Annotated in this window: 22 protein-coding genes; 8 read left to right on the top strand and 14 right to left on the bottom strand. The window is 70.8% G+C overall.

What is annotated here, in order from left to right; translation table 11 throughout:
• Positions 1-27: 27 nt before the first annotated feature.
• From egtB to DY262_RS19520, 3 genes are all read right to left on the bottom strand, one after another.
• Entirely contained in the window at positions 28-1,224 is a 1,197-nt protein-coding gene (gene egtB / locus DY262_RS19510) for an ergothioneine biosynthesis protein EgtB (protein ID WP_116960737.1), read from the bottom strand.
• A 2-nt stretch (positions 1,225-1,226) separates the two neighbouring features.
• A complete protein-coding gene (locus DY262_RS19515) occupies positions 1,227-1,508 on the bottom strand; it encodes a DUF427 domain-containing protein (RefSeq protein WP_116960738.1) in 282 nt (93 codons plus the stop codon).
• A gap of 138 nt (positions 1,509-1,646) precedes the next feature.
• A complete protein-coding gene (locus DY262_RS19520; RefSeq protein ID WP_116960739.1) occupies positions 1,647-2,819 on the bottom strand; it encodes a flavin-containing monooxygenase in 1,173 nt (390 codons plus the stop codon).
• A 203-nt stretch (positions 2,820-3,022) separates the two neighbouring features.
• Between DY262_RS19520 and DY262_RS19525 the strand changes: the two genes are divergently transcribed.
• Positions 3,023-4,084 (top strand): alpha/beta hydrolase family protein, encoded by a 1,062-nt coding sequence (locus DY262_RS19525; RefSeq protein WP_147326277.1) that lies wholly within the window; start codon positions 3,023-3,025, stop codon positions 4,082-4,084.
• Positions 4,085-4,104: 20 nt separating this feature from the next.
• Here DY262_RS19525 and DY262_RS19530 read toward each other — a convergent pair whose 3' ends face one another.
• From DY262_RS19530 to DY262_RS19550, 5 genes are all read right to left on the bottom strand, one after another.
• Entirely contained in the window at positions 4,105-4,650 is a 546-nt protein-coding gene (locus DY262_RS19530; protein ID WP_116960741.1) for a phosphatase PAP2 family protein, read from the bottom strand.
• A gap of 43 nt (positions 4,651-4,693) precedes the next feature.
• Positions 4,694-5,998, bottom strand: a complete 1,305-nt coding sequence (locus DY262_RS19535) for an RNA polymerase sigma factor (RefSeq protein ID WP_116960742.1) — start codon at positions 5,996-5,998, stop codon at positions 4,694-4,696.
• A 13-nt stretch (positions 5,999-6,011) separates the two neighbouring features.
• Complete coding sequence (locus DY262_RS19540) at positions 6,012-6,440, bottom strand: VOC family protein (protein ID WP_116960743.1); 429 nt, start codon at positions 6,438-6,440, stop codon at positions 6,012-6,014.
• A gap of 41 nt (positions 6,441-6,481) precedes the next feature.
• Positions 6,482-6,898: a YciI family protein gene (locus tag DY262_RS19545; RefSeq protein WP_116960744.1), complete on the bottom strand. Its 417-nt coding sequence runs from the start codon at positions 6,896-6,898 to the stop codon at positions 6,482-6,484.
• 98 nt (positions 6,899-6,996) lie between these two features.
• The gene (locus DY262_RS19550; protein ID WP_116960745.1) at positions 6,997-7,362 is read right to left on the bottom strand and encodes a YciI family protein; all 366 of its coding nucleotides are present in this window, start codon (positions 7,360-7,362) and stop codon (positions 6,997-6,999) included.
• A gap of 55 nt (positions 7,363-7,417) precedes the next feature.
• Here DY262_RS19550 and DY262_RS19555 point away from each other — a divergent pair, with 55 nt between their 5' ends.
• Entirely contained in the window at positions 7,418-7,702 is a 285-nt protein-coding gene (locus DY262_RS19555; protein ID WP_116960746.1) for a cupin domain-containing protein, read from the top strand.
• Here the strand turns inward: DY262_RS19555 and DY262_RS19560 are convergent.
• Both DY262_RS19560 and DY262_RS19565 read right to left on the bottom strand, forming a co-directional pair.
• Positions 7,699-8,901, bottom strand: a complete 1,203-nt coding sequence (locus DY262_RS19560; protein WP_116960747.1) for a tetratricopeptide repeat protein — start codon at positions 8,899-8,901, stop codon at positions 7,699-7,701. The genes DY262_RS19555 and DY262_RS19560 overlap by 4 nt on opposite strands.
• 7 nt (positions 8,902-8,908) lie before the next feature.
• Positions 8,909-9,673 (bottom strand): enoyl-CoA hydratase, encoded by a 765-nt coding sequence (locus tag DY262_RS19565; RefSeq protein WP_116960748.1) that lies wholly within the window; start codon positions 9,671-9,673, stop codon positions 8,909-8,911.
• A 106-nt stretch (positions 9,674-9,779) separates the two neighbouring features.
• Between DY262_RS19565 and DY262_RS19570 the strand changes: the two genes are divergently transcribed.
• On the top strand, positions 9,780-12,059 hold the full coding sequence (locus DY262_RS19570; protein WP_116960749.1) for a patatin-like phospholipase family protein: 2,280 nt from the start codon (positions 9,780-9,782) through the stop codon (positions 12,057-12,059).
• A 33-nt stretch (positions 12,060-12,092) separates the two neighbouring features.
• Here DY262_RS19570 and DY262_RS19575 read toward each other — a convergent pair whose 3' ends face one another.
• Positions 12,093-12,899, bottom strand: a complete 807-nt coding sequence (locus DY262_RS19575) for an acyl-CoA thioesterase (RefSeq protein ID WP_116960750.1) — start codon at positions 12,897-12,899, stop codon at positions 12,093-12,095.
• Positions 12,900-13,091: 192 nt separating this feature from the next.
• Between DY262_RS19575 and DY262_RS19580 the strand changes: the two genes are divergently transcribed.
• The 5 genes from DY262_RS19580 to DY262_RS19600 all read left to right on the top strand — a co-directional run bounded on the left by DY262_RS19580 (position 13,092) and on the right by DY262_RS19600 (position 17,836).
• A complete protein-coding gene (locus DY262_RS19580; protein WP_116960751.1) occupies positions 13,092-13,877 on the top strand; it encodes an ABC transporter ATP-binding protein in 786 nt (261 codons plus the stop codon).
• Positions 13,878-13,964: 87 nt separating this feature from the next.
• Positions 13,965-14,669: an ABC transporter ATP-binding protein gene (locus DY262_RS19585; protein ID WP_116960752.1), complete on the top strand. Its 705-nt coding sequence runs from the start codon at positions 13,965-13,967 to the stop codon at positions 14,667-14,669.
• Between the two features lie 59 nt (positions 14,670-14,728).
• Positions 14,729-15,940, top strand: coding sequence for an ABC transporter substrate-binding protein (locus DY262_RS19590; RefSeq protein ID WP_116960753.1), 1,212 nt, complete (start codon positions 14,729-14,731; stop codon positions 15,938-15,940).
• Positions 15,941-15,959: 19 nt separating this feature from the next.
• Positions 15,960-16,847 carry a branched-chain amino acid ABC transporter permease gene (locus DY262_RS19595; protein WP_116960754.1) on the top strand — a complete coding sequence of 296 codons (888 nt, stop codon included), beginning with the start codon at positions 15,960-15,962 and terminating at the stop codon, positions 16,845-16,847.
• Between the two features lie 8 nt (positions 16,848-16,855).
• Positions 16,856-17,836 carry a branched-chain amino acid ABC transporter permease gene (locus tag DY262_RS19600; protein ID WP_116960817.1) on the top strand — a complete coding sequence of 327 codons (981 nt, stop codon included), beginning with the start codon at positions 16,856-16,858 and terminating at the stop codon, positions 17,834-17,836.
• 57 nt (positions 17,837-17,893) lie between these two features.
• Here the strand turns inward: DY262_RS19600 and DY262_RS19605 are convergent, their stop codons facing one another.
• The 3 genes from DY262_RS19605 to DY262_RS19615 are packed head-to-tail and all read right to left on the bottom strand — an operon-like array spanning position 17,894 to position 21,742.
• The gene (locus tag DY262_RS19605) at positions 17,894-18,109 is read right to left on the bottom strand and encodes a hypothetical protein (protein ID WP_116960755.1); all 216 of its coding nucleotides are present in this window, start codon (positions 18,107-18,109) and stop codon (positions 17,894-17,896) included.
• Positions 18,110-18,123: 14 nt separating this feature from the next.
• Positions 18,124-19,332, bottom strand: coding sequence for an acetyl-CoA C-acyltransferase (locus DY262_RS19610; RefSeq protein WP_116960756.1), 1,209 nt, complete (start codon positions 19,330-19,332; stop codon positions 18,124-18,126).
• A 10-nt stretch (positions 19,333-19,342) separates the two neighbouring features.
• Positions 19,343-21,742 carry a 3-hydroxyacyl-CoA dehydrogenase/enoyl-CoA hydratase family protein gene (locus tag DY262_RS19615; protein ID WP_116960818.1) on the bottom strand — a complete coding sequence of 800 codons (2,400 nt, stop codon included), beginning with the start codon at positions 21,740-21,742 and terminating at the stop codon, positions 19,343-19,345.
• Positions 21,743-21,758 lie beyond the last annotated feature (16 nt).

Consider the following 21,758-nt stretch of genomic DNA (forward strand, 5'->3'; position numbering starts at 1 on the left):
CAAACCTTGCTCGGTGCGCGCCGGTGCTCATGGCCGGGCCAGGCGGATGCCGGTGTATTGCCAGCGCAGCGGCGGCTGAAAGAAGTTGCGGTACGTCAGGCGTTGATGCCCGGGCGGCGTGGCAAACGACGCGCCCCGCAGCACCTGCTGGTTCACCATGAACTTGCCGTTGTACTCGCCCACCGAGCCTTCGGCGCGCCGAAAGCCCGGGTAAGGCGCGTAGGCGCTGGCGGTCCACTCCCAGCGCTCGCCCCAGGCCATGCCCCGGCCAGCGGCGGCCTCCCATTCGAACTCGGTGGGCAGGCGCGCGCCGGCCCAGTCGGCGTAGGCGCTGGCCTCGTACCAGCTCACGTGCGTCACCGGCGCGTGCGGTGGCAGCGGCGCGGGGCCGGCCAGGGTCTGGTGCCACCAGGCGCCGCCCTCGCCGCGGAACCAATACATCGGCGCCGCGATGGCGTTCTGGCGCAGCCAGTCCCAGCCGTCGGCGTGCCAGTGGCGCGGGTCCTGGTAGCCGCCGGCGTCGATGAAGGCCGTGTATTCGGCGTTGCTGACCAGCCGGTCGCCGAGCGCGAAGGGCGTGAGCAGCCGTTCGTGGCGCCCGCCCTCGTTGTCGAAGGCGAAACCGTCGCCCGCGTGCCCGATGGCGACCACGCCGCCGGGCTGCTCGATCCATCCCATCGCGGCGGCTTGCGGTGCGTGTTCGCCGGCCAGGCCCACCGCGGCGGTGTCGGCGCTGGCGTAGGCGGGGCGCAGGGGGTTGTGACCCAGGATGGCCTTGATGTCGGTGAGCAGCAGTTCCTGGTGCTGCTGCTCATGCTGCAGGCCCAGCGCCAGGCGGTCCAGCCACCGGGCCGGTGGCTGCGTGGCCAGCCAGGCTTGCACGGCCGCGTCCACGTGCGCGCGGTAGGCCAGCACCTCGGCCACGGTCGGCCGGCTCAGGTGACCGCGCTGCGCGCGCGGCACGCGCTCGCCCTCGCCCTCGTAGTAGCTGTTGAAGAGGTAACCGTAGGCCGGATGGAACGGCGCGTAGCCCGGCGAGGCGTGCGCGAGCAGCATGGCCTCGAAGAACCAGGTGGTGTGCGCCAGGTGCCACTTGGGCGGACTCACGTCCACCACGGGCTGGACGACGTGGTCCTCGATGGCCAGCGGCGCGCACAGCGCTTCGCTGCGGGCGCGCACCTCGGCGTAGCGCGCGGCGGTGTCGGCGGTGGCGTCGCGCCGCATGCTCAGTCCACCACCTGCACGCCGCGCCAGAAGGCCACGCGGTCGCGCACCATGTCGGCCTCGGGCTTGGGGTCGGGGTAGAACCAGGCGGCGTCGCGGTTGAGTTCGCCGTCGACGAGCAGGCTGTGGTAGCTGGCCTGGCCCTTCCAGGGGCAGTAGGTGTGGTGGTTGCTGTGCTGCAGGTACTCGCGGCGCAACGCGCTCGCAGGGAAGTAGGCATTGCCCTCGACGAGCACGATGTCGTCGCTTTCGGCAATCACCGTGCCGTTCCAGATCGCCTTCATGGGCGCTCCTCGGGTGTGTTGGGATGGGGATGTGTCGCATCCTGGGCGCATTTCTTACGCGATGCAAGTTCGCACCGCTAACCAAAGGGCCATCGGCGCGCACGCCACCCGCGCCCCCGGCGCCTGTGGCAGGGTGGCTCAGGCGGGGACCGCGTCGAGCGCGATGCGCCCCGCCACCCGCTCGGCCTGCATCGCGATCGTGCGCAGCAGCCCGCCCGGCTGGCGGATGTCGTAGCCCACGAAGTGCAACCCCGCCAACGCGCCTTCGCCGTGCAGCACCGTGGGCAGGCCGCGTTCGTCCAGCGGCAGCGGGTGGTTCGGGAACAGCCCCTGCACCAGGGGCTGGTAGCCGGTGGCGAGCACGATGCTGTCGAAGCCCTGTCCCCGTCCGTCGGTGAAGCGAACGCCGCCGCGCATGAGCGTGGCGATGCCGGGGTAGACGGTGATCTCGCCGCGCCGGATGCGCGCGAGGGTGCCGACGTCGATCACCGGCGTCTTGCCCTCGCGACGCAACTGGCGCAGCGGCGAGGCGGCCGGCGTGCGCAGGCCCCAGCGCGACAGGTCGCCCACGGTGAGCCGGCGCAGCAGCGTGGCGCAGGCGTCGCCGATGGGCTCGGGCAGGCGGGCCAGCGCGATGCTGGAGAGCTGCGTGGGCCGGCCCAGCACGTCGCGCTTGACGATGTTGACCGGCGAGCGCACCGACAGCGCCACCGCCACGCCCTGCTCGGCCAGGTCCAGCGCAATCTCCGCGCCCGTGTTGCCCATGCCCACCACCAGCACACACTGGTCCTTGAACGGCTGGGCGTTGCGGTAATCGTGGCTGTGCAGCACGCGGCCGGTGAAGGCGTCCTGCCCCGGCAGCACCGGCATGCGCGGCTCGCGGTTGGCGCCGGTGGCCAGCACCAGCTGCGCGGCCTCCAGGACCCGGCCGCCAGCGGTGTGCACGCGCCAGCGCGCGCCAGGGTCGGTGGCGGCGCCGGCGGTGATGCGCACCACCGTCTGCCCGCCCAGGGGTTCGATGCGGTGGTGGCGGGCGTAGGCCTCCAGGTAGTCCACCACGCCCTGGCGCGGCACGTAGCGCGGCGCCCCGTCGGGGAACGGCAGGCCCGGCAAGGCCGAGTGCGACTTGACCGTGTGCAGGTGCAGCCGCTCGTAGTGCTCGCGCCAGGACGAGCCCAGCTGCGCGGCCTCGTCGATGACCGTGGCGTCGCGCCCCAGCAGGCGCAGGCCGCCGGCCACCGCCAGGCCCGCGGGCCCGGCGCCGACGATGAGGACGGTGTGGCGATCGCGGGGAGCGGCGGACTCGGTCATGGTGAACGCGAGTGTGAGGGCGCGCGGAGTCGCGCGCCATCGGTGTTCGCCCGTGGCGGCCACCCCGAAGGATCGCGCACGACCCTCCACCACCTGGGGGAGCTGTCTGTACCCCACCCGTGTATCGCCGCCGCCGCGCACACCCTATCGTGCGCAGCCCGGCGCTGGCCGGCCCCGCTTCGCCCACCCATATGGAGAAACGCATGGCATCCCCTCTTGAATGTGCCCAGCTCGCATGGGCCGTCGGCATCGGTCCCATGGCCGGGGGGGCCCACCGCCCCGCCCTGCTGCCGGGCTGGAAGGCCTTGCAAGCGCCGCGCCTGGCGGCGCAGGCCGAGCAAGCCCTGCGCGGCGGCGGCTTCGGCGCCAGGGCGTACCTCAACCCGTCCACGGGGGACATGGTGATGGCCTACCGAGGCCGGGACTTGTTGTCGGCGCTGCCGGCCCCTGCTCGGCAGGACCTGCCCGAGCTGTTGCTGGCGCTGAGCCTGGTGCTCGGCACCCAGGGGGTCGAGATCGGCACCGAGCAGCGGCGCCAGGCCGTGGCGCACTGCCTCGCGGTGGTGGAGTCGGCCCAGCGGCAGGGACAGGACCCGGGCCGCCTGGTCTTCACCGGTCACGGCATGGGCGCGGCCCTGGCCGCCAGCATGGCCGTCTGGCTGGAGCGCCCCGCCACGCTGTTCGCCGCCGCCCCCTTCACGGTGGTCGGCGAGGGCCTGGGCCACCACGACACCCTCAACCATGTGTCGGTGCACGGCGAACTCATGGGCTACGCGCGCCGCGCCATGCCCTTTGCGGTGAGCGCCCAGCGCGACCGAGTGATCGAGGCGGGTCAGGCGCCGGTGCGGCAGGCCCTCGCCCTGCACCGCATGGACCTGCACCTGGCGCTGCTCCTGGACGAGCGCCTGCCCGCCCTCATGCAACGCCTGCCAGAACTGCTGCCCGCGCTGTGCGGCGGTTCACCCGACCCGGCGCACGATCTGATCGGCCCCCTGATCGAGGACCAGCTGCGCCAGGGCGCGGGCGCCCCCAGCGCCCTTCGGCGCTTCATCGACGATGTCGAGAAGCTGCCCCTGCTGGGCGCGTTCGACACGCAGCCCGGCGGGCGCCAGGCGCTGATCGCGCTGCTGGCCATCCTGCATGGGTCGCCTGCCGGCCGAGGCGCCCGTCCGTCACCGTGGCCGGCGGACGAGGCGCCGCCAGGGCCAGCGGGCGGGACCCCACACCAGCGCCGCCCCGGCGTCGGGGTCGGGGAGCCGGCCTGAGAGCGGGCCTGTGCGGGCCATCACGCCGGCAGCGCCAGTCCGAAGGCCAGGCCACTGGCCAGGCCCAGGACCAGGCCCGCGAGCACGTCGAGCGGGAAGTGGGCGCCGGTGTGCACGCGCGCCCAGCCGGTGCCCAGGGCCACGGCCGCCATGGCGGCGATCAGCGCCCCGCTGCCGGTGTGCGGCAGCAGCACGCCCAGCACGGCGCCCATCACCAGGGCATGGCTGCTCGGGAAGCCCGCGCGGCCGCCGTGGCCCAGGTGGTTGGCGCACAGGCCCAAGGCAAAGGGCCGCTGCGCCTGCCAGCGGCGCGCCAGGCGCTTGCCCGCCCGCTGCACCAGGCCGGCCCAGGCCAGGCACAGCAGGGCCAGCCCTGGCCCCAGCGGGTGCCGCAGCGACACCAGCCCCACGAGCGCCAGCAAGGGCAGCCAGCTCCAGCGAGCGACCCATCGCGCCAGCGCCAGCGCGGCGGCCGGGCCGCGCCCCGCGCCGAGGCGGCGGAACAGCCAGATGTCGGCCCGCAGCCAGGGGCTGGCGGGCGCAAAGGGAAGCGTCTGGTCGGCCATCCGCGCACTGTGCGGCGCGCAGATGACGGGCGCGTGAAGCGCTTCAGGCGCGGTCGGCGCGCGGCGGGTGCGCCGGGGTGTCGCGCAGCGCTTCGGCGCGCTCGCGCATCAGGGCCTGGTCGGCCTCGTTCTGGGTGAGGCTGGCGGCGCGCTCGAAGGCCTCGCGCGCTTCCGCCCGGCGACCCAGCTGTTGCAGCAGGTCGCCGCAGACGGCGCTGAGCCAGGGGTAGCGCGCCAGCGCGGGCTCGTGCAGCAGCGGTGCGAGCACGGCCAGGCCAGCGGCCGGGCCGGCGTGGCGCGACACCGCCACCGCGCGGTTGAGCTCCACCACGGGCGAGGGCGCCAGGCGCGCCAGCTCGGCGTACAGCGCGGCCATGCGCGCCCAGTCGGTGGACTCCACCGAGGCGGCGCTCGCATGGCAGGCGGCGATGGCCGCCTGCAACTGGTAGGGACCGGGCGATTCGGTGATGAGGTCGGCGCGCGACAGCGCGTCCAGCCCGCGGCGGATGAGCAGGCGGTCCCAGCGCGCGCGGTCCTGCTGCTCCAGCAGCACGGGGCGGCCCTGCGCATCGGTGCGCGCGGCGCTGCGCGAGGCCTGGATCTCCAGCAGCGCCTGCAGGCCCAGCGCTTCGGGCTCGCGCGGCATCAGATCGGCCAGCACGCGCGCTAGGCGCAGCGCCTCATCGCACAGCGCGGGGCGCATCCAGTCGCTGCCGCGCGTGGCCGTGTAGCCCTCGTTGAAGATGAGGTAGATGACCTCCAGCACCGAGCCCAGGCGCTCGGCCAGCGCGGGGCCGTGCGGCAGCTCGAAGGGCACGCCCGCGTCGCGCAGGGTGCGCTGCGCGCGCACGATGCGCTGCGCCACGGTGGACTCGGTCTGCAGCACGGCGCGCGCGATCTCGTGTGTGCTCAGGCCGCCCAGCAGCTTGAGCGTGAGCGCCACGCGTGCATCGGCCGAGAGCACGGGGTGGCAGGCGGTGAAGACCAGGCGCAGCAGGTCGTCGCCGATCGGGTCGCGGCGCGCGGCGTCCACCAGCTCGGCCACGTCGGGCGCGCGGTCGGCCTGCAAGGCCACCAGGTCGGCGGCGATGTCGGCCTCGTGCCCCTCGCGCGTGGCGCGCTGGCGCAGGTGGTCGAGCGCGCGGTTGAGCGCGGTGCGCATCAGCCAGGCCCCGGGCTTGTCGGGGATGCCGTCCTTCGGCCAATGCTCCAGGGCCGCCACCAGCGCGTCCTGCGCGATGTCCTCGGCCACGCCGAGGTCGCGCACGCGGCGCATGACAGCGGCCACCACCTGGGCGGACTCCAGTCGCCAGGTGGCGGCGATGCGCTGGTGGACGGCACTGTGCATCGGTCGACGCGCCTCAGGCCTGCTGCGGCTGCTGGGCCTGTTGCGCGAACGCCGCCTCGTCCATGTAGAACACCTCCCACTGGTGACCGTCCGGGTCGGCGAAGCCGTGCTGGTACATGAAGCCGTGGTCCTTGGCCGGGTTGGGCGTGCTGCCGCCGGCGGCCAGGGCCTTGGCGACGAAGGATTCGACCTCGGCGCGGTTCTCGCACGACAGCGCGTTGAGCACGGCCGTGGCCTTGGCCGGTTCGGCCACCGGCAGGTGGGTGAAGGTCTGGAAGTAGGGGCGCACCAGCAGCATCACGTAGACGTGCTCGCTGATGACGATGCAGGCGCCCTGGTCGTTGCTGAACTGCGGGTTGAGCGTGAAGCCCAGGCCGGTGTAGAAGGCGCGGGCGCGCGGCAGGTCGGCGACGGGCAGGTTGACGAAGATCTGGCGGGACATGGGGAACTCCTGAGGCGGGGTGGATGGCAGGAAAAGTCGGATCAGGCTTGCAGCATCTGGCGGAAGGCCTCCACGCTGGGACCGTCGGCCTGGATTTCGTCGAGCTCGATGAGCTGGCGCACCTCGACCACGGCGGGCTTGCCCTCGCCCACCGGGTTGGGAAAGCGGCGCGACCACTCGATGGCCTCGTCGCGGCTGCGCACCTGGATCAGGGTGTAGCCGGCGATGAGCTCCTTGGCTTCGGCGAAGGGGCCGTCGACGATGCGCGGCGCGCCGGAACCGTGCTGTACCCGCCAGCCCTTGCGGCTGGGGTGCAGGCCCGAGGCGTCGAGCAGCACGCCGGCCCGGGCCAGCTCCTCGTGGAAGCGCAGCATGGCGTCGAACACGGCGGGGTCGGGGCTGGGCGTGGTCTCGGCCTCGAACTCGGGGATGGAGCGCACGATGATCATGAATCGCATGGGACTCTCCTGGACGGCGCGGGCAACCGTTTCGCCCGCTTCACCCCCACGACGGTTCGTCGCCCCGGGTTTCGACGGGGTCGATCTAGGTAAAAACCCTAGGACCGACTCTCATCGAAGCAGGGCGCCAGGCCGCGCACCTCGACCGTGGCCCACTCGGCCGCCGGGCACTGGCGGGCCAGTTCGATGGCCTCCTCGCGCGTCACGCCGTCGAGCAGCAAGAAGCCGCCCACCATTTCCTTGGCTTCGGCAAAGGGGCCGTCGAGCCGGCGCGCCGCACCGGGCGCCTGGCTCACGCGCACCGCGTCGCCCAGGCCGGCGAGCGACTCCACCGCCCTGAGCTTGCCCTGCGCGCGCAACGCGTCGCCGAAGGCCTGCATACGGGCATAAACCTCGCGGCCCTGCGCCTCGGTGCGCTCGGCGCGCTGGCCGGCGGGCTCGATGATCAACAACATGTAGGACACGGCGCGGGCACTCCCAAGTGGCAAAGCGCGCATCCTAGACGGACAATGCGCCGCCATGAACACCCTGCCGTTCGATGCGTTCCGTGACCAGGCCCTGGCCGAGGGCTTCGATGAGGTATTGGCGCGCCGCTGGGCGCCGAACACGGTGCTCGACACCCACACCCACCCGTTCTCGGTGAAAGCGGTCGTCGCCGAGGGCGAGATGTGGCTCTCCTGCGGCGAAGACACGCAGCACCTGCGGGCGGGTGCGCCTTTCTCCCTGGACCGCGAGGTGCCGCACGCCGAGCGCTACGGCGAGGCCGGCGCGGTGGTCTGGGTGGCGCGGCGCCGCGCAGGCTAGGCGGCGCGGCGCAGCCAGGCGTACCAGCCCATCACGGGCCGGCCCTGCTCGTGCCGTATCGGCCCGGCCTCGATGGCCTGCACCGCAAAACCGTGGGCGGCGGCCAGGCGCTCGATCCGTTCGCGCGAATGCGCGTAGCGCAGGCTGGGCCGCAGCTGCAGGTCGCGTCCGGGATCGGCCTGCTCGACGCTGAAGGCGAAGCGGCCGCCACTGGCCAGGCGTGCGGCGGCGGCGGCGAAGACCGCGTCGAGCGGCCCCACGTAGATGAACACGTCGGCGGCGACGATGAGATCGGCCGGGACCTGGCTGGCGTGCAGGAAGCCGAGCAGGTCGCCGTGCACCACCCCGCGGTAGGCGCCGCTGGCGCGGGCGCGTTCCACCATGGCGTGCGACACGTCCACGCCCTCCACGGCGTCGGCGATCGGTGCGATCAAGCGGCCGCACAGGCCGGTGCCGCACCCCAGGTCCAGCACCAGGCCGATCCGCCGGCCCTCGGCCAGCAGCGGCTTGAGCAGGGTCTCGGGCGCGGCGTACCGCAACTGCGCGAGCAGGTGGTCCTGAAAGTCGTCCGCGTACTGGTCGAACAGCGCGCCCGCGTACACCGGCGGCGGGGGCGGCGGATCGCGCAGGTCCTGCACCGAAGCGAGGTAGTGCCGGTGCAGCGCGGGCTCGGCGCCGTGCTGCAGGGCCTGTTCGTAGGAGCGCGCGGCCTCCTTGAGCTGACCGCTCTCGCGCAGCAGGTGGCCGCGCTGACTCCAGACTTCGGGCTCGCGCGGGTCGATCTCCAGCGCGTCGTCGAGCGCCTGCAGGGCCTCGCGCCAGCGCTCCTGGCGCAGCTCGCAATGCGACAGCGCGAGGTACAGGCTCGGCAGGAGGGCGCCAAGCCCGATGGCCTGGCGCAGCGCGTGCGCCGCACCAGCCCACTGGTTCAGCGCTTCGCGGCTGAGGCCCAGGGCCGCCCAGGCGTCGCGGTGCGTCGGGTCGGCGAGCAGCGCGGCGTCCAGGCGCTCGATGGCGGCGTCCCATTGGCCCAGCCGGCACAGCGTGACGCCCAGGTTGGCCAGCACCGAAGGCCGGCCCGGCACGAGCGCCTGCGCCGCCTCGTAGTCGGCGCGCGCGGCGTCCAGGCGGCCGGCTTCGAAGTGCGCGTTGCCGGCAAAAAAATGCGCCTTCGCGCGCTCAGTGGTGTCGTCGGACATGGGGCGCTCAGAGCTGGGAGAAGTCCGGCTTGCGGCGCTCCATGAACGCCCCGAAGGCCTCCTTCGCCGCCGGTTCGCGCAGCATGCGGCCGAAGCTCTCGCCCTCTTCGGCGATGGTGCGCAGCACGCGCTCTTCCTGGCCCTTCTTCATGAGCCGCTTGGTCTCGATCAGCGAGCTCAGCGGCTTGGCCGCGAGCTTCTTCGCCACCGACTGCGCGTAGCCGTTCGCTTCGGTGGGCGGCAGCACGCGGTTGACCAGGCCCACCTCCAGCGCGGCCTCGGCCATGAAGGGCTCGCCCAGCAGCAAGGCCTCGGCCGCGCGGTGGTAACCCAGCATCTGCGGCACCAGCAGGCTGCTGGCGGCCTCGGGGCACAGGCCCAGGTTGACGAAGGGCATGGAGAAGGCGGCGTTGTCGCCCGCGTAAACCAGGTCGCAATGGAACAGCAGCGTGGTGCCCACGCCCACCGCCGGGCCGCAGACCGCCGCCAACAGCGGCTTGGGGAAGGTGGCGATGCCCTGGAGGAAACGGAACACCGGCGAGTCCAGCCCGGCCGGCGGGTTGTTCAGGAAGTCGCCGATGTCGTTGCCGGCGGAGAACACGGTCTCGTGACCCTGCAGCAGCACCACGCGCACGCCAGGGTCGTCCACCGCCGAGGCCAGGGCCTCGGCCATGGCGCCGTACATGGCCGAAGTGAAGGAGTTCTTCTTGTCGACGCGGTTGAAGGTGATGGTGCGGATGCCGGCTTCGGTGTGGACGAGGATGTCGCTCATGGTCGTTGGCGGGGAAGGGTTGGAAACAGCAGCCGGGCAAGTTAACACGAAGGCCACCGGGTGGCCCACCTAAACTTCGGCGTTTCCCCCGCCCGTGCCCCCCGCCATGTCGACCCGCCTGCTGCTGATCTGCCTTGCCGCGTGCCTTGCACTGCCCTTGGCCGCGCAGACCCCGCCCACGTCCGCGCCCGCGGCCGATCCCCTGCCCCCGCAGCCCCGGCCGCGCGTGGCGCTGGTGCTCTCGGGCGGCGGCGCGCGCGGCTTCGCGCACGTGGGCGTGATCAAGGCGCTGGAGGCCGCGCGCGTGCCGGTGGACCTGATCGTCGGCACCTCCATGGGCGCCATCATCGGCGGCCTGTACGCCAGCGGCATGACCGGCGAACAGCTCGAGCGCGAGATCCTGACCGTGGAATGGAGCGGCCTCTTCAATACGCGCCAGCCGCGCCAGGTGCTCTCGCAGCGCCGCAAGGAAGAGGACTTCGAGCTCTCGCCCGTGTTGCTGGTGGGCTTTCGCGACGGCGAATTCCGCCTGCCCACGGGCGCGGTGTCCTCACGCTCGCTGGAAATGCTGCTGCGCCGCTACACCCTGCCCACGCGCCACCTGAGCAGCTTCGACGCCCTGCCCACGCGTTTCCGCGCCGTGGCCACCGACATGGAGACCGGCCAGGAGGTGGTGATGGACCGCGGCGACCTGGCCGCCGCGCTGCGCGGCAGCATGTCGGTGCCGGGCGTGTTCTCCCCGCTCGGCATGGACGGCCGCATCCTGGGCGACGGCGGGCTGGTGAACAACCTGCCGGTGAACGTGGCGCGCGCGCTCGGCGCCGAGGTGGTCATCGCCGTCAACATCGGCACGCCGCTGGCCGGGCGCGAGACCCTGGGCTCGCTGGTGGGCATCACCACGCAGATGGTGAACATCCTGACCGAGCAGAACGTGAAGGCCAGCATCGCCCTGCTCACGCCGCGCGACCTGCTGCTCACGCCGCCGCTGGGCACGCTCAGCTCGTCCGACTTCGACCAGGCCAAGGAACTGGTGCGCCTGGGCAACGAGTACGGGCGCACCGTGAGCGCGGCGCTGGAGCGCTTCTCGGTCGGCGAGCGCGAGTACGCCGCCTGGACCGGGGCGCGGCGCACACAGGCCGAGCTCAATGCCACGCGCGTGGGCACCATTGCGGGCATCCGCTTCGAGGGCGTGGACGAGACGCGCGCGCAGCGCCTGGGCGTGGGCCTGGAGCACCTGAAGGGCCAGCGCGCCGACGTGCAGCTGATCGAGAACGACATGGAGGCCCTGGCCGCCACCGGCGACTACGAGCGCGTGGACTACCGCCTGGTGCGCAACCCCGACAGCGGCGGCGAAGACCTGGTGGTGGGACTGCGCGAGAACAGCTGGGGGCCGAACTACCTGCGCGTGGGCCTGGACCTGCGCACCGACTTCCGCGGCGAAGGCGCGTTCAACCTGCGCATCAGCCACAACCGCCACTGGCTCACGCCCAGCGGCACCGAGTGGCGCAACCGCGTGCAGCTGGGCGAGACCCTGGGCCTGTACTCCGAGATCTACCAGCCGCTGGACCCGCTGGCCAACACCTTCGTGTCGGCCTATGGCGACCTGAGCGTGCGCAAGGTCGACCTCTACGGCGAGCAAAACCGCCCGCTGGCGCGCATCCAGCGCGAGTCGCTGCGCGTGGGCGCGGACATCGGCTGGCCGATCGGGCGCCAGGGTTCGGTGGGCGACATGCGCCTGGGCGTGGTGGCCAGTTCGCGGCGTTCGTCGCTGGAGCTGGTTCAGCCGGGCTTGAACCTGCAGCCCGACGTGCTGGACGTGCACTGGCGCGAAGCCGGCCTGCGCGCGGCCGTGATGGCCGACCAGCTCGACTATGCGAACTTCCCGTCGCGCGGCTACCGGGCCTTCGGCGAGGTGGTGGTGGGCAAGCGCCATGTGCGCGGCGGCGAGCGCAGCAGCTTCGCGCGGCTCGAGGGCTCGTACACCGGCGTGCGCAGTGTCGGCGAGCACACCTTCAACCTGGGCCTGCGCTTCGCGCACGCCAACAACATCCCCATCGGGGCGATCGACGAATACTCGCTGGGCGGGTTCCAGAACCTGTCGGGCTTCCGCTCGGGACAGGTGGCCGGCAACTACCTGGCCTTCGGCCGCCTCACCTACTACCGCCGCCTGCCCTGGAACATCGGCATCGCGCGCGCGATGTTCGCGGGCGGCTCCATCGAGGCGGGCAACGCCTGGCTGGACCGGCGCGACGTGTCCTTTCGCCACCTGCTCGCCGGCGGCAGCCTGTTCGTGGGGGCGGACACGGGGATCGGCCCCCTCTACCTGAGCGTGGTGAGCGCGCCCAAGGGGTTCACGGGGCTGTACCTGTTCCTCGGCCGGCCCTGAACGCCCGCGGCCCCGGGCCGCCGGCGAAGCGCCTCACTCCTTGAAGTACACCACCTGGTGGGTGGTGGCCAGCAGCGCCCCCGCCTGGCTCCACACCTGCGCGCGCTGATCGAAGTAGCCATTGCGAAAGGCGCTGGCCTGCGCCTGGCCCAGCAGCCAGCCCTCGCCCACCGCCGCCAGCTCGGTGGCCCTGGCGTGGAAGTACACCGTCATCGACACCGTGCCCGCCGGCACGCGCGTGGCGCGGCGCAGCCACACGCGCGGGTAGAAGACGTCGCACAGCGCCACGAGGGCCGGGAAGTCCAGCGGGCGCGGCGGCTCGTCGCGCATCCACACCGTGGTGCGGCTGGACTCGCCCGTGCCGTCCCACACGCGCGGCATCGCACCTTCGGGAAAGCGCAGGTCGTAGCGCTTGACCCATTCCACCGGCGCCATCATCGAGGGCTTGCCCAGCGCCGCAGGCGACAGCACCGGCGGCAAGGGCTCTTCCTGCGCGCCCCAGGTGTCGCGCCGCACCGCGGTGAGCGCGGTGGCGCTCAGCACGGTCTCGCCGCCCTGCTCGATGCTCACCGCCCAGTGCTGCGTGGAGCGGTTGGTGCGCACCGTCTGCGCCTCCACCTCGAAAGCGCCGTCGTTCAGCGCGGCGCAGAAGTTGACGGTGAGCGCCACCGGCTCGCCCAGGCGATCGGGGTGCAGCAGGAGGGCGTTGAGCGCGGTGGCCGCCGTGATGCCGCCGAAGGGGCCGACCATGTTCGCCCAGGCCGGATCGGTGCGGCCGCTGTAACGGCCATCGGCCCTGGTGTCGAGGGCAATGGCCCGGTCAAAAAGGTGCGAATTCATCCGCGGCAGTGTGCACCAGCGGCGTGCACCCGCCCCCCGACTGTCCGCCGACCGACAGTCCGGCTGTTGCCTGCGCGACAAGCGCGTGACGGGCGGCGGGCGTTCCGCCGAAATCCATAGCAGCGCCACCGCGCCGCGTGGGGTTTCCCCTCATTCTTGATATGGGTCGCTTGCTCACAATGCCCCTCCTACATGGCACCGAACACCCCCAACGACTGCATTCTCGAAGCGCGCGGACTGGTGAAGGAGTTCAAGGGCTTCGTCGCCGTGAACGACGTGAACCTGCGCGTGCGGCGCGGCCAGATCCACGCGCTCATCGGACCCAACGGCGCGGGCAAGACCACGGTCTTCAACCTGCTCACCAAGTTCCTCATCCCCACGCGCGGGCAGATCCTCTACAACGGCGAGGACATCACACCGCAAAAGCCCGCCCAGGTGGCGCGCCGGGGCATGGTGCGCTCGTTCCAGATCTCGGCCACCTTCCCGCACCTGAGCGTGCGCGAGAACGTGCGCATCGGCCTGCAGCGCGCCACCGGCCAGTCCTTCCACTTCTGGAAGAGCAAGAAGGTGCTCGACCGGCTCGACGAGCGCGCGATGGCCCTGCTCGACACCGTGGGCCTGTCCGAGTTCGCCGACTGGGTCACTGTGGAGCTGTCCTATGGACGCAAGCGCGCGCTGGAGATCGCCACCACGCTGGCCACCGAGCCCGAGCTGATGCTGCTCGACGAGCCCACGCAGGGCATGGGCCACGAGGACGTGGAGCGAGTGACGCAACTCATCAAGAAGGTGTCGGCCAACCGCACGGTGCTGATGGTGGAGCACAACATGAACGTGGTGTCGAGCATCGCCGACACCATCAGCGTGCTGCAGCGCGGCCAGGTGATCGCCGAGGGCGACTACGCCACCGTGTCGGCCAACCCGCAGGTGCTGGAGGCCTACATGGGCAGCGCCGACGCGCAGCTGCAGGGGGCGCATTGACATGGGCCCCCACGCTCATCACTTCGTGTATTCGCTGCCCCCCGAGGGGGCGCTGGCCTCCCTTGGGGCGGCCCGGCGGGAGGCCTGATGTCCGAAGAACTGCTCAGCCTCAGCGGCGTGAACGCCTGGTATGGCGAGTCGCACATCCTGCACGGCGTCGACCTGCAAGTGAACCGCGGCGAGGTCGTGACCCTGCTGGGCCGCAACGGCGCCGGCCGCACCACCACGCTCAAGGCCATCATGGGCATGGTGGGCAAGCGCACCGGCTCCATTCGGCTCTTCGGGCAGGAGACGGTGAACATGCCGACGCACCAGGTGGCGCGCCTGGGCCTGGGCTACTGCCCCGAGGAGCGCGGCATCTTCGCCAGCCTGAGCTGCGAGGAGAACCTGCTGCTGCCGCCCGTGGTGGCCGATGGCGGCATGCCGCTCGACGAACTCTACGAACTGTTCCCCAACCTCAAGGAGCGCCGCCACAGCCCGGGCACGCGCCTGTCGGGCGGCGAACAGCAGATGCTCGCGGTGGCGCGCATCCTGCGCACCGGCGCCAAGCTGCTGCTGCTCGACGAAATTTCCGAAGGCCTGGCGCCGGTCATCGTGCAGACGCTGGCGCGCACCATCCGCACACTGCGCGAGCGCGGCTTCACCATCGTGATGGTCGAGCAGAACTTCCGTTTCGCGGCGCCGCTGGCCGACCGCTTCTACGTCATGGAACATGGCCGCATCGTGGAGAGCTTCGGCGCCGCCGATCTCGACGCGAAGATGGGCATGTTGCACGAGTACCTCGGCGTCTGATACCGATCGCCAGGGTTTGGATCTTTCCACGTTCACACACCGATGAAGGAGACGACGACATGAAGACGACGAAGAAGTTGCTGGCCACCGCGGCGGCGGCCATGCTGGCGGCGGGGGCCGCGCACGCGCAGATCTCCGATGGCGTGATCAAGATCGGCGTGATGAACGACATGTCGGGCCTGTACGCCGACATCGGCGGCCCCGGCTCGGTGCTCGCCGCGCGCATGGCGGTCGAGGACTTCGCGCCCGAGAAGAAGGGCATGAAGGTCGAGGTCGTCTCGGCCGACCACCAGAACAAGCCCGACGTGGGCTCCACCGTGGCCCGCACCTGGTACGACGTGGACAAGGTGGACGCCATCTTCGATGTGCCCACCTCATCCGTGGCGCTGGCCATCAACCAGATCACCAAGGAAAAGGGCAAGGCCTTCATCAACACCGGCGCGGCGACCTCCGACCTGACCGGCAAGCAGTGCAGCCCCAACACCGTGCACTGGCTGTACGACACCTGGATGCTGGCCAACGGCACCGGCGGGGCGATCGTGAAAACCGGCGGCGACACCTGGTTCTTCCTGACCGCCGACTACGCCTTCGGCCATGCGCTGGAGCGCGACACCGAGGCCGTGGTGCTCAAGAACGGCGGCAAGGTGCTGGGCAAGGTGCGCACGCCCTTCCCGGGCAGCGACTTCAGCTCCTTCCTGCTGCAGGCCCAGGCCTCCAAGGCCAAGATCATCGGCCTGGCCAACGCCGGCGGCGACACCATCAACAGCATCAAGCAGGCGGCCGAATTCGGCATCACCAAGGGTGGCCAGAACCTGGCCGGCCTGCTGGTGTTCCTGCCCGACGTGCACGGCCTGGGCCTGGCCACCGCGCAGGGCCTGATCTTCACCGAGACCTTCTACTGGGACCTGAACGACCAGACCCGCGCCTGGAGCAAGCGCTTCGCCGAGCGCAACGGCGGCAAGTACCCCAGCTCCGACCACGCGGGCGTGTACGCCTCGGTGCTGCACTACCTGAAGGCGGTGGAGGCCGGCAAGACCGACGACGGCACCAAGGTGGTGGCCAAGATGAAGGAGATGCCGACCGACGATCCGCTGTTCGGCAAGGGCACGATCCGCGCCGACGGCCGCAAGATCCACCCGGCCTACCTGTTCGAGGTCAAGAAACCCTCGGAGTCGAAAGGCCCCTACGACTACTACAAGGTCCGCGCCACCATCCCCGCCGAGCAGGCCTTCCGTCCCCTCAAGGACGGCGAGTGCTCGCTCGTGAAGTAAGCACCGGAGCGTTCTGAGCATGACCGAGATCTTCGGCGTCCCCACCGCGGCCCTGTTCGGGCAATTGCTGATCGGGCTGATCAACGGCTCGTTCTATGCCCTGCTGTCGCTGGGGCTGGCCGTGATCTTCGGTCTGCTCAACATCATCAACTTCACGCACGGCGCCCAGTACATGATGGGCGCCTTCGTGGCCTGGCTGCTGCTCAACAAGCTGGGCATCGGCTACTGGTGGTCGCTGCTGATCGCGCCTGTCGTGGTCGGGGCCACCGGGGTGCTGATCGAGCGCTTCATGCTCAAGCGGCTCTACCAGCTCGACCACCTCTACGGTCTGCTGCTGACCTTCGGCATCGCGCTCATCATTCAGGGCCTGTTCCGCCACGAGTACGGCTCCTCGGGGCAACCCTATGCGATCCCGCCGCAGCTCATGGGCGCGCAAAACCTGGGCTTCATGTTCCTGCCCAACTACCGCGGCTGGGTCGTGGGCGCCTCGCTGATCGTCTGCCTGAGCACCTGGTTCGTCATCGAGCGCACCAAGCTCGGCGCCTACCTGCGCGCGGCCACCGAGAACCCCACGCTGGTACAGGGCTTTGGCGTGAACGTGCCGCGCATGATCACGCTCACCTATGGCTTCGGCGTGGGCCTGGCCGCCTTGGCCGGTGTCATGGCCGCCCCCATCTACCAGGTGAGCCCGCAGATGGGCTCGGACCTGATCATCGTGGTGTTCGCGGTGGTGGTGATCGGCGGCATGGGCTCCATCATGGGCGCCATCCTCACGGGCTTCGGCCTGGGCATCATCGAAGGCCTCACCAAGGTCTTCTACCCCGAGGCCTCCAGCACGGTGATCTTCGTCATCATGGCCATCGTGCTGCTGATCCGGCCCGCGGGGCTGTTCGGAACCCAGAAGTGAGCGCCGCCATGAGCACCTCGACCACCACCATCGCCCACGCGGGCAGCGCCCACAAGGCCCCCGCCGGCACCTCGTCCCTGGTCATCGCCTTCGCCATCATGGCCGCGTTCTTCCTGATCGCGCCGGCGATCGTGTACCCGGTGTTCCTGATGAAGGTGATGTGCTTCGCGCTCTTCGCCTGCGCCTTCAACCTGCTCATCGGCTTCAGCGGCCTGCTGTCCTTCGGCCACGCCATGTTCCTCGGCGGAGCCGGCTACGCCTCGGCGCACGCCGCCAAGGTCTGGGGCTTCACGCCGGAGCTGGCCATCCTCTTCGGCACCTGCTGCGCGGTGCTGCTCGGCGTGGTGGTGGGCGCGCTGGCCATCCGCCGCCAGGGCATCTATTTCGCCATGATCACCCTCGCGCTGGCGCAGATGGTGTTCTTCTTCAGCCTGCAGGCCCGGTTCACCGGCGGCGAAGACGGCATCCAGGCGGTGCCACGCGGCCAGCTCTTTGGCCTGATCGACCTGAGCCAGCCCATGGCCATGTACGCCGTGGTGTTCGTGGTCTTCTTCGCAGGGTTCCTGCTGATCTGGCGCGTGGTGCACTCGCCCTTCGGCCAGGTGCTGCAGGCCATCCGCGAGAACGAGGCGCGCGCCACCTCGCTGGGCTACGACACCGACCGCTACAAGCACCTGGCCTTCGTGCTGTCGGCCGGCCTGGCCGGCGCGGCCGGCGCCACCAAGGCCATCGTGTTCCAGCTCGCCTCGCTCACCGACGTGCACTGGAGCATGTCCGGCGAGGTGGTGCTGATGACGCTGCTCGGCGGCATGGGCACGCTGTTCGGCCCGGTGGTGGGCGCGGCCATCATCGTCTCGATGCAAAACTACCTCGCCCAGCTCGGCGCCTGGGTGACGGTGGTGCAGGGCGTGATCTTCGTGATCTGCGTGCTGGCCTTCCGCCGCGGCGTGGTGGGCGAGATCGCGAACCTGATCAAAAGACCGCTGTAGCGCCGCCGCCCGCGGGCGGCGCGCGGCTGGACCTCTGGGCGAGGCGGGTGCGACGGCTCAGACCGCGCCTGGCGCCTTGCCCGACGCCACCGCCGGCCGCTCGGCCACCGGCGGGTCGAGCCCAGGGGCAGGGTGACCGTCGAGCTTGCCCGCCCACTGGGCGGCCACCGCCGTCGCGATGCCGTTGCCGATCACGTTGGTGCCGGTGCGGCCCATGTCCAGCAGCACGTCCACACCCATGAAAAAAGGCGCCCCGAGGGGCGCCTTCGTCATGGCGGAAGCGGTCCTTACACCCGCTCGAAGATCCCCGCCGCACCCTGCCCCATGCCCACGCACATGGTGACCATGCCGTACCGCTTCTGGTGGCGCTTGAGCGCGTGCACCACGGTGGCCGAGCGGATGGCGCCGGTGGCGCCCAGCGGGTGCCCCAGGGCGATCGCCCCGCCCATGGGGTTGACCTTGGCCGGGTCCAGGCCCAGGGTGTTGATGACCGCGATCGACTGGGCCGCGAAGGCCTCGTTGAGCTCGATCCAGTCCATGTCGTCCTGCTTCAGGCCGGCGTAGCGCAGCGCGGCGGGAATCGCCTCCACGGGGCCGATGCCCATGATGTGCGGCGGCACGCCGCGGCTGGCGTAGCTCACGAAGCGCGCCAGCGGCGTGAGACCGAAGCGCTTGACCGCGGCCTCGCTGGCCAGGATCAGCGCGCCCGCGCCGTCGCTGGTCTGCGAGCTGTTGCCCGCCGTGACCGAGCCGCGCGCCGCGAACACGGTGCGCAGCTTGGCCAGGCCTTCCAGGCTGGTGTCGGGGCGCGCGCCTTCGTCCAGGTCCACGGTGCGCGTGCGTTTGTTCACCTCGGCGGTGTCCAGGTTCACCGCGCGCTCGGTCACGTCCACCGGCGTGATCTCGTTGGCGAACTCGCCATTCTTCATGGCCATGACCGCGCGCTGGTGCGACTGCAGCGCGAACGCGTCCTGCGCCTCGCGCGACACCTTCCACTGCTGCGCGACCTTCTCGGCCGTGAGGCCCATGCCGTAGGCAATGCCGTACTGCTCCACGTCCTGGGTGTTGGCGAAGATGGCGGGCGACAGGCTGGGCGAATTGCCCATCATGGGCACCATGCTCATGCTTTCGGTGCCGGCGGCGATCATCACGTCGGCCTCGCCCACGCGGATGCGGTCGGCCGCCATGGCCACGGCCGACAGGCCCGAGGCGCAGAAGCGGTTGACCGTGATGCCGCCCACGCTGTTGGGCAGGCCGGCGAGGATGGCGCCAATGCGCGCCACGTTCAGCCCCTGCTGCGCCTCGGGAATGGCGCAGCCACAGATCACGTCTTCGATGGCCTTGGGATCCAGCCCTGGCGCCTGCGCGAGCGCCGAGCGCAGCGCCAGGGCCAGCAGGTCGTCGGGTCGCAGGTGCTTGAACGCGCCCTTGTGCGACCGCCCGATGGGCGTGCGCGTGGCGGCGACGATGTAGGCGTCTTGAACTTGCTTGCTCATGGTCGGTTCCTCAGTTCCTCACCGGCTTGCCGGTGTTGAGCATCCCGAGGATGCGTTCCTGCGTCTTGGGGTGCGTGATGAGCGCGCAGAAGGCCTGGCGCTCCAGCGTCATGAGGTACTCCTCGCTGACCAGGGTGCCGGGGTCCACGTCGCCGCCGGTGACCACGTTGGCGATCAGGCTGGCGATGTGGAAGTCGTGCTGGCTGATGAAGCCACCGTCGCGCATGTTCACGAGCTGGCCCAGGATGGTGGCCTTGCCGTCGCGCCCGGCCACGGGGAACAGGCGCTTGTGCGGCGCGCGGTAGCCGGCGCGGAACATCGCCTTCGCTTCGTTGAGCGCGACGAACAGCAGCTCGTCCTTGTGCGGCACCACCAGATCGGACTCGAGCAGGTAGCCGATGGCGCGCGACTCGATCGCGCTGGTGCCGACCTTGGCCATGGCAGCCGCCGTGAAGCCCTCGGTGAGGAATGGCAGCAGATCCTTGCCGGTGGAACGGGCGGCGTTCTCGGCCGCGCGGCGCGCGACGTAGGTCAGGCCACCCGCGCCCGGGATCAGGCCCACGCCCACCTCCACCAGGCCGATGTAGCTCTCCATGTGCGCGACGCGCCGGCCGCTGTAGACGGCCAGCTCGCAGCCGCCGCCCAGCGCCATACCACGGATGGCCGAGACCACGGGCACGCTGGCGTAGCGCAGGCGCAGCATGGTCTGCTGCATGAAGCCCTCGGCGTCCTCGATGGCGGCCACGCCCACGGCCAGGAAGGCCGGCAGCATGGCCTGCAGGTCGGCGCCCACGCTGAAGGGTTCGTCGCCCGACCAGACCACCAGGCCCTGGTACTGCGCCTCGGCCAGTTCCACCGCCTGCATCAGGCCTTCGCAGACCTCGGGGCTGATGGCATGCATCTTGGTCTTGATGCTGGCGATCAGGACCTCGTTGTCGAGCGTCCAGAGCCGCACCGCGTCGGTTTCCTCGACGGTGGTGCCGGCATCGGCGAAACGCGGGCCGGCCTCGCCGAGCAGCAGTTCAGGGAAGGGCTGGCGCTGGTAGACCGGCAGCTCGCGGCGTGCCTCGAACACACCCTTGGTGGGGTTCCACGAGCCCTGGGCGGTGTGCACGCCGCCGGCCTCGGCCACCGGGCCCTTGAACACCCAGTCGGGCAGCGGCGCCGTCGACAGCGCCTTGCCGGCGTCGATGTCCTCCTGGACCATCTTCGCCACCTCCAGCCAGCCAGCCTCCTGCCACAGCTCGAAAGGGCCCTGCTTCATGCCGAAGCCCCAGCGCATGGCCAGGTCCACGTCGCGCGCGGTGTCGGCGATGTTCGCCAGGTGCACGGCCGCGTAGTGGAAACCGTTGCGCAGGATGGCCCAGAGAAACCGGCCCTGCGGACCGGTGCTGTTCTTCAGCAGGCGCAGCCGCTCGGCGGCGGGTTTCTTGAGCATGCGGCCATAGACCTCGTCGGCCTTCTCGCCCGAGGGCACGTAGTCGCCGCTCGCCAGGTCGAAGCGTTGGATGTCGCGGCCCACCTTCCTGAAGAAGCCGGCCTTGGTCTTCTGGCCCAGATGGCCCTTGTCGAGCAGGGCCTTGAGCACGGGCGGCGTGCCGAAGCTGCCGTAGAACGGGTCGCTCTCGGCGCTCAGGTTGTCCTGCAGGGTCTTGATGACGTGGGCCATGGTGTCCAGGCCCACCACGTCGGCGGTGCGGAAGGTGCCGCTGCTGGCGCGGCCCAGGCGCTTGCCGGTGAGGTCGTCCACGACGTCGAACGTCAGGCCGTGGTTCTCCACCTCCTTCATCGTGGCCAGCATGCCGGCGATGCCGATGCGGTTGGCGACGAAGTTGGGCGTGTCCTTGGCGCGCACCACGCCCTTGCCCAGGCCGCTGGTCACGAAGGTTTCGAGCTGGTCCAGGATCAGCGGCTGCGTCGCCGGCGTCGCAATCAGCTCCACCAGCACCATGTAGCGCGGCGGGTTGAAGAAGTGGATGCCGCAGAAGCGCGGCTTGATGGCCTCGGGCAGCGCCTCGCTCAGCGCCGTGATCGACAGGCCCGAGGTGTTGGACGCCACGATGGCGTGCGGGGCCACGTGCGGCCCGATCTTCTGGTACAGGTCGCGCTTCCAGTCCATGCGCTCGGCGATGGCCTCGATGACCAGGTCGCACTCGCCCAGCAGGGCCATGTGCTCCTCGTAGTTGGCCGCGACGATGAGGTCGGCGTCGGCGGCCACGCCGAGGGGCGAGGGCTTGAGTTTCTTCAGGTTCTCGATCGCCCGGGTGACGGTGCCGTTCTTCGGGCCTTCCTTCGCCGGAAGGTCGAAGAGCACGACCGGCACCTTGACGTTGACGAGATGGGCGGCGATCTGCGCGCCCATCACGCCCGCGCCGAGCACGGCGACTTTTCTGACGTTGAATCGGTTCATGGGGTGTTCGGAAAAA

The organism is Hydrogenophaga borbori, from assembly GCF_003417535.1.
Taxonomy (GTDB): domain Bacteria; phylum Pseudomonadota; class Gammaproteobacteria; order Burkholderiales; family Burkholderiaceae_C; genus Hydrogenophaga; species Hydrogenophaga borbori.

What these genes read in the sequence shown, in the direction of transcription:
- egtB (WP_116960737.1), bottom strand. Translation starts at nt 1,224, where the DNA reads ATGCGGCGCGACGCCACCGCCGACACCGCCGCGCGCTACGCCGAGGTG.
- DY262_RS19515 (WP_116960738.1), bottom strand. Translation starts at nt 1,508, where the DNA reads ATGAAGGCGATCTGGAACGGCACGGTGATTGCCGAAAGCGACGACATC.
- DY262_RS19520 (WP_116960739.1), bottom strand. Translation starts at nt 2,819, where the DNA reads ATGACCGAGTCCGCCGCTCCCCGCGATCGCCACACCGTCCTCATCGTC.
- DY262_RS19525 (WP_147326277.1), top strand. Translation starts at nt 3,023, where the DNA reads ATGGCATCCCCTCTTGAATGTGCCCAGCTCGCATGGGCCGTCGGCATC.
- DY262_RS19530 (WP_116960741.1), bottom strand. Translation starts at nt 4,650, where the DNA reads ATGGCCGACCAGACGCTTCCCTTTGCGCCCGCCAGCCCCTGGCTGCGG.
- DY262_RS19535 (WP_116960742.1), bottom strand. Translation starts at nt 5,998, where the DNA reads ATGCACAGTGCCGTCCACCAGCGCATCGCCGCCACCTGGCGACTGGAG.
- DY262_RS19540 (WP_116960743.1), bottom strand. Translation starts at nt 6,440, where the DNA reads ATGTCCCGCCAGATCTTCGTCAACCTGCCCGTCGCCGACCTGCCGCGC.
- DY262_RS19545 (WP_116960744.1), bottom strand. Translation starts at nt 6,898, where the DNA reads ATGCGATTCATGATCATCGTGCGCTCCATCCCCGAGTTCGAGGCCGAG.
- DY262_RS19555 (WP_116960746.1), top strand. Translation starts at nt 7,418, where the DNA reads ATGAACACCCTGCCGTTCGATGCGTTCCGTGACCAGGCCCTGGCCGAG.
- DY262_RS19560 (WP_116960747.1), bottom strand. Translation starts at nt 8,901, where the DNA reads ATGTCCGACGACACCACTGAGCGCGCGAAGGCGCATTTTTTTGCCGGC.
- DY262_RS19565 (WP_116960748.1), bottom strand. Translation starts at nt 9,673, where the DNA reads ATGAGCGACATCCTCGTCCACACCGAAGCCGGCATCCGCACCATCACC.
- DY262_RS19570 (WP_116960749.1), top strand. Translation starts at nt 9,780, where the DNA reads ATGTCGACCCGCCTGCTGCTGATCTGCCTTGCCGCGTGCCTTGCACTG.
- DY262_RS19575 (WP_116960750.1), bottom strand. Translation starts at nt 12,899, where the DNA reads ATGAATTCGCACCTTTTTGACCGGGCCATTGCCCTCGACACCAGGGCC.
- DY262_RS19580 (WP_116960751.1), top strand. Translation starts at nt 13,092, where the DNA reads ATGGCACCGAACACCCCCAACGACTGCATTCTCGAAGCGCGCGGACTG.
- DY262_RS19585 (WP_116960752.1), top strand. Translation starts at nt 13,965, where the DNA reads ATGTCCGAAGAACTGCTCAGCCTCAGCGGCGTGAACGCCTGGTATGGC.
- DY262_RS19590 (WP_116960753.1), top strand. Translation starts at nt 14,729, where the DNA reads ATGAAGACGACGAAGAAGTTGCTGGCCACCGCGGCGGCGGCCATGCTG.
- DY262_RS19595 (WP_116960754.1), top strand. Translation starts at nt 15,960, where the DNA reads ATGACCGAGATCTTCGGCGTCCCCACCGCGGCCCTGTTCGGGCAATTG.
- DY262_RS19600 (WP_116960817.1), top strand. Translation starts at nt 16,856, where the DNA reads ATGAGCACCTCGACCACCACCATCGCCCACGCGGGCAGCGCCCACAAG.
- DY262_RS19605 (WP_116960755.1), bottom strand. Translation starts at nt 18,109, where the DNA reads ATGACGAAGGCGCCCCTCGGGGCGCCTTTTTTCATGGGTGTGGACGTG.
- DY262_RS19610 (WP_116960756.1), bottom strand. Translation starts at nt 19,332, where the DNA reads ATGAGCAAGCAAGTTCAAGACGCCTACATCGTCGCCGCCACGCGCACG.
- DY262_RS19615 (WP_116960818.1), bottom strand. Translation starts at nt 21,742, where the DNA reads ATGAACCGATTCAACGTCAGAAAAGTCGCCGTGCTCGGCGCGGGCGTG.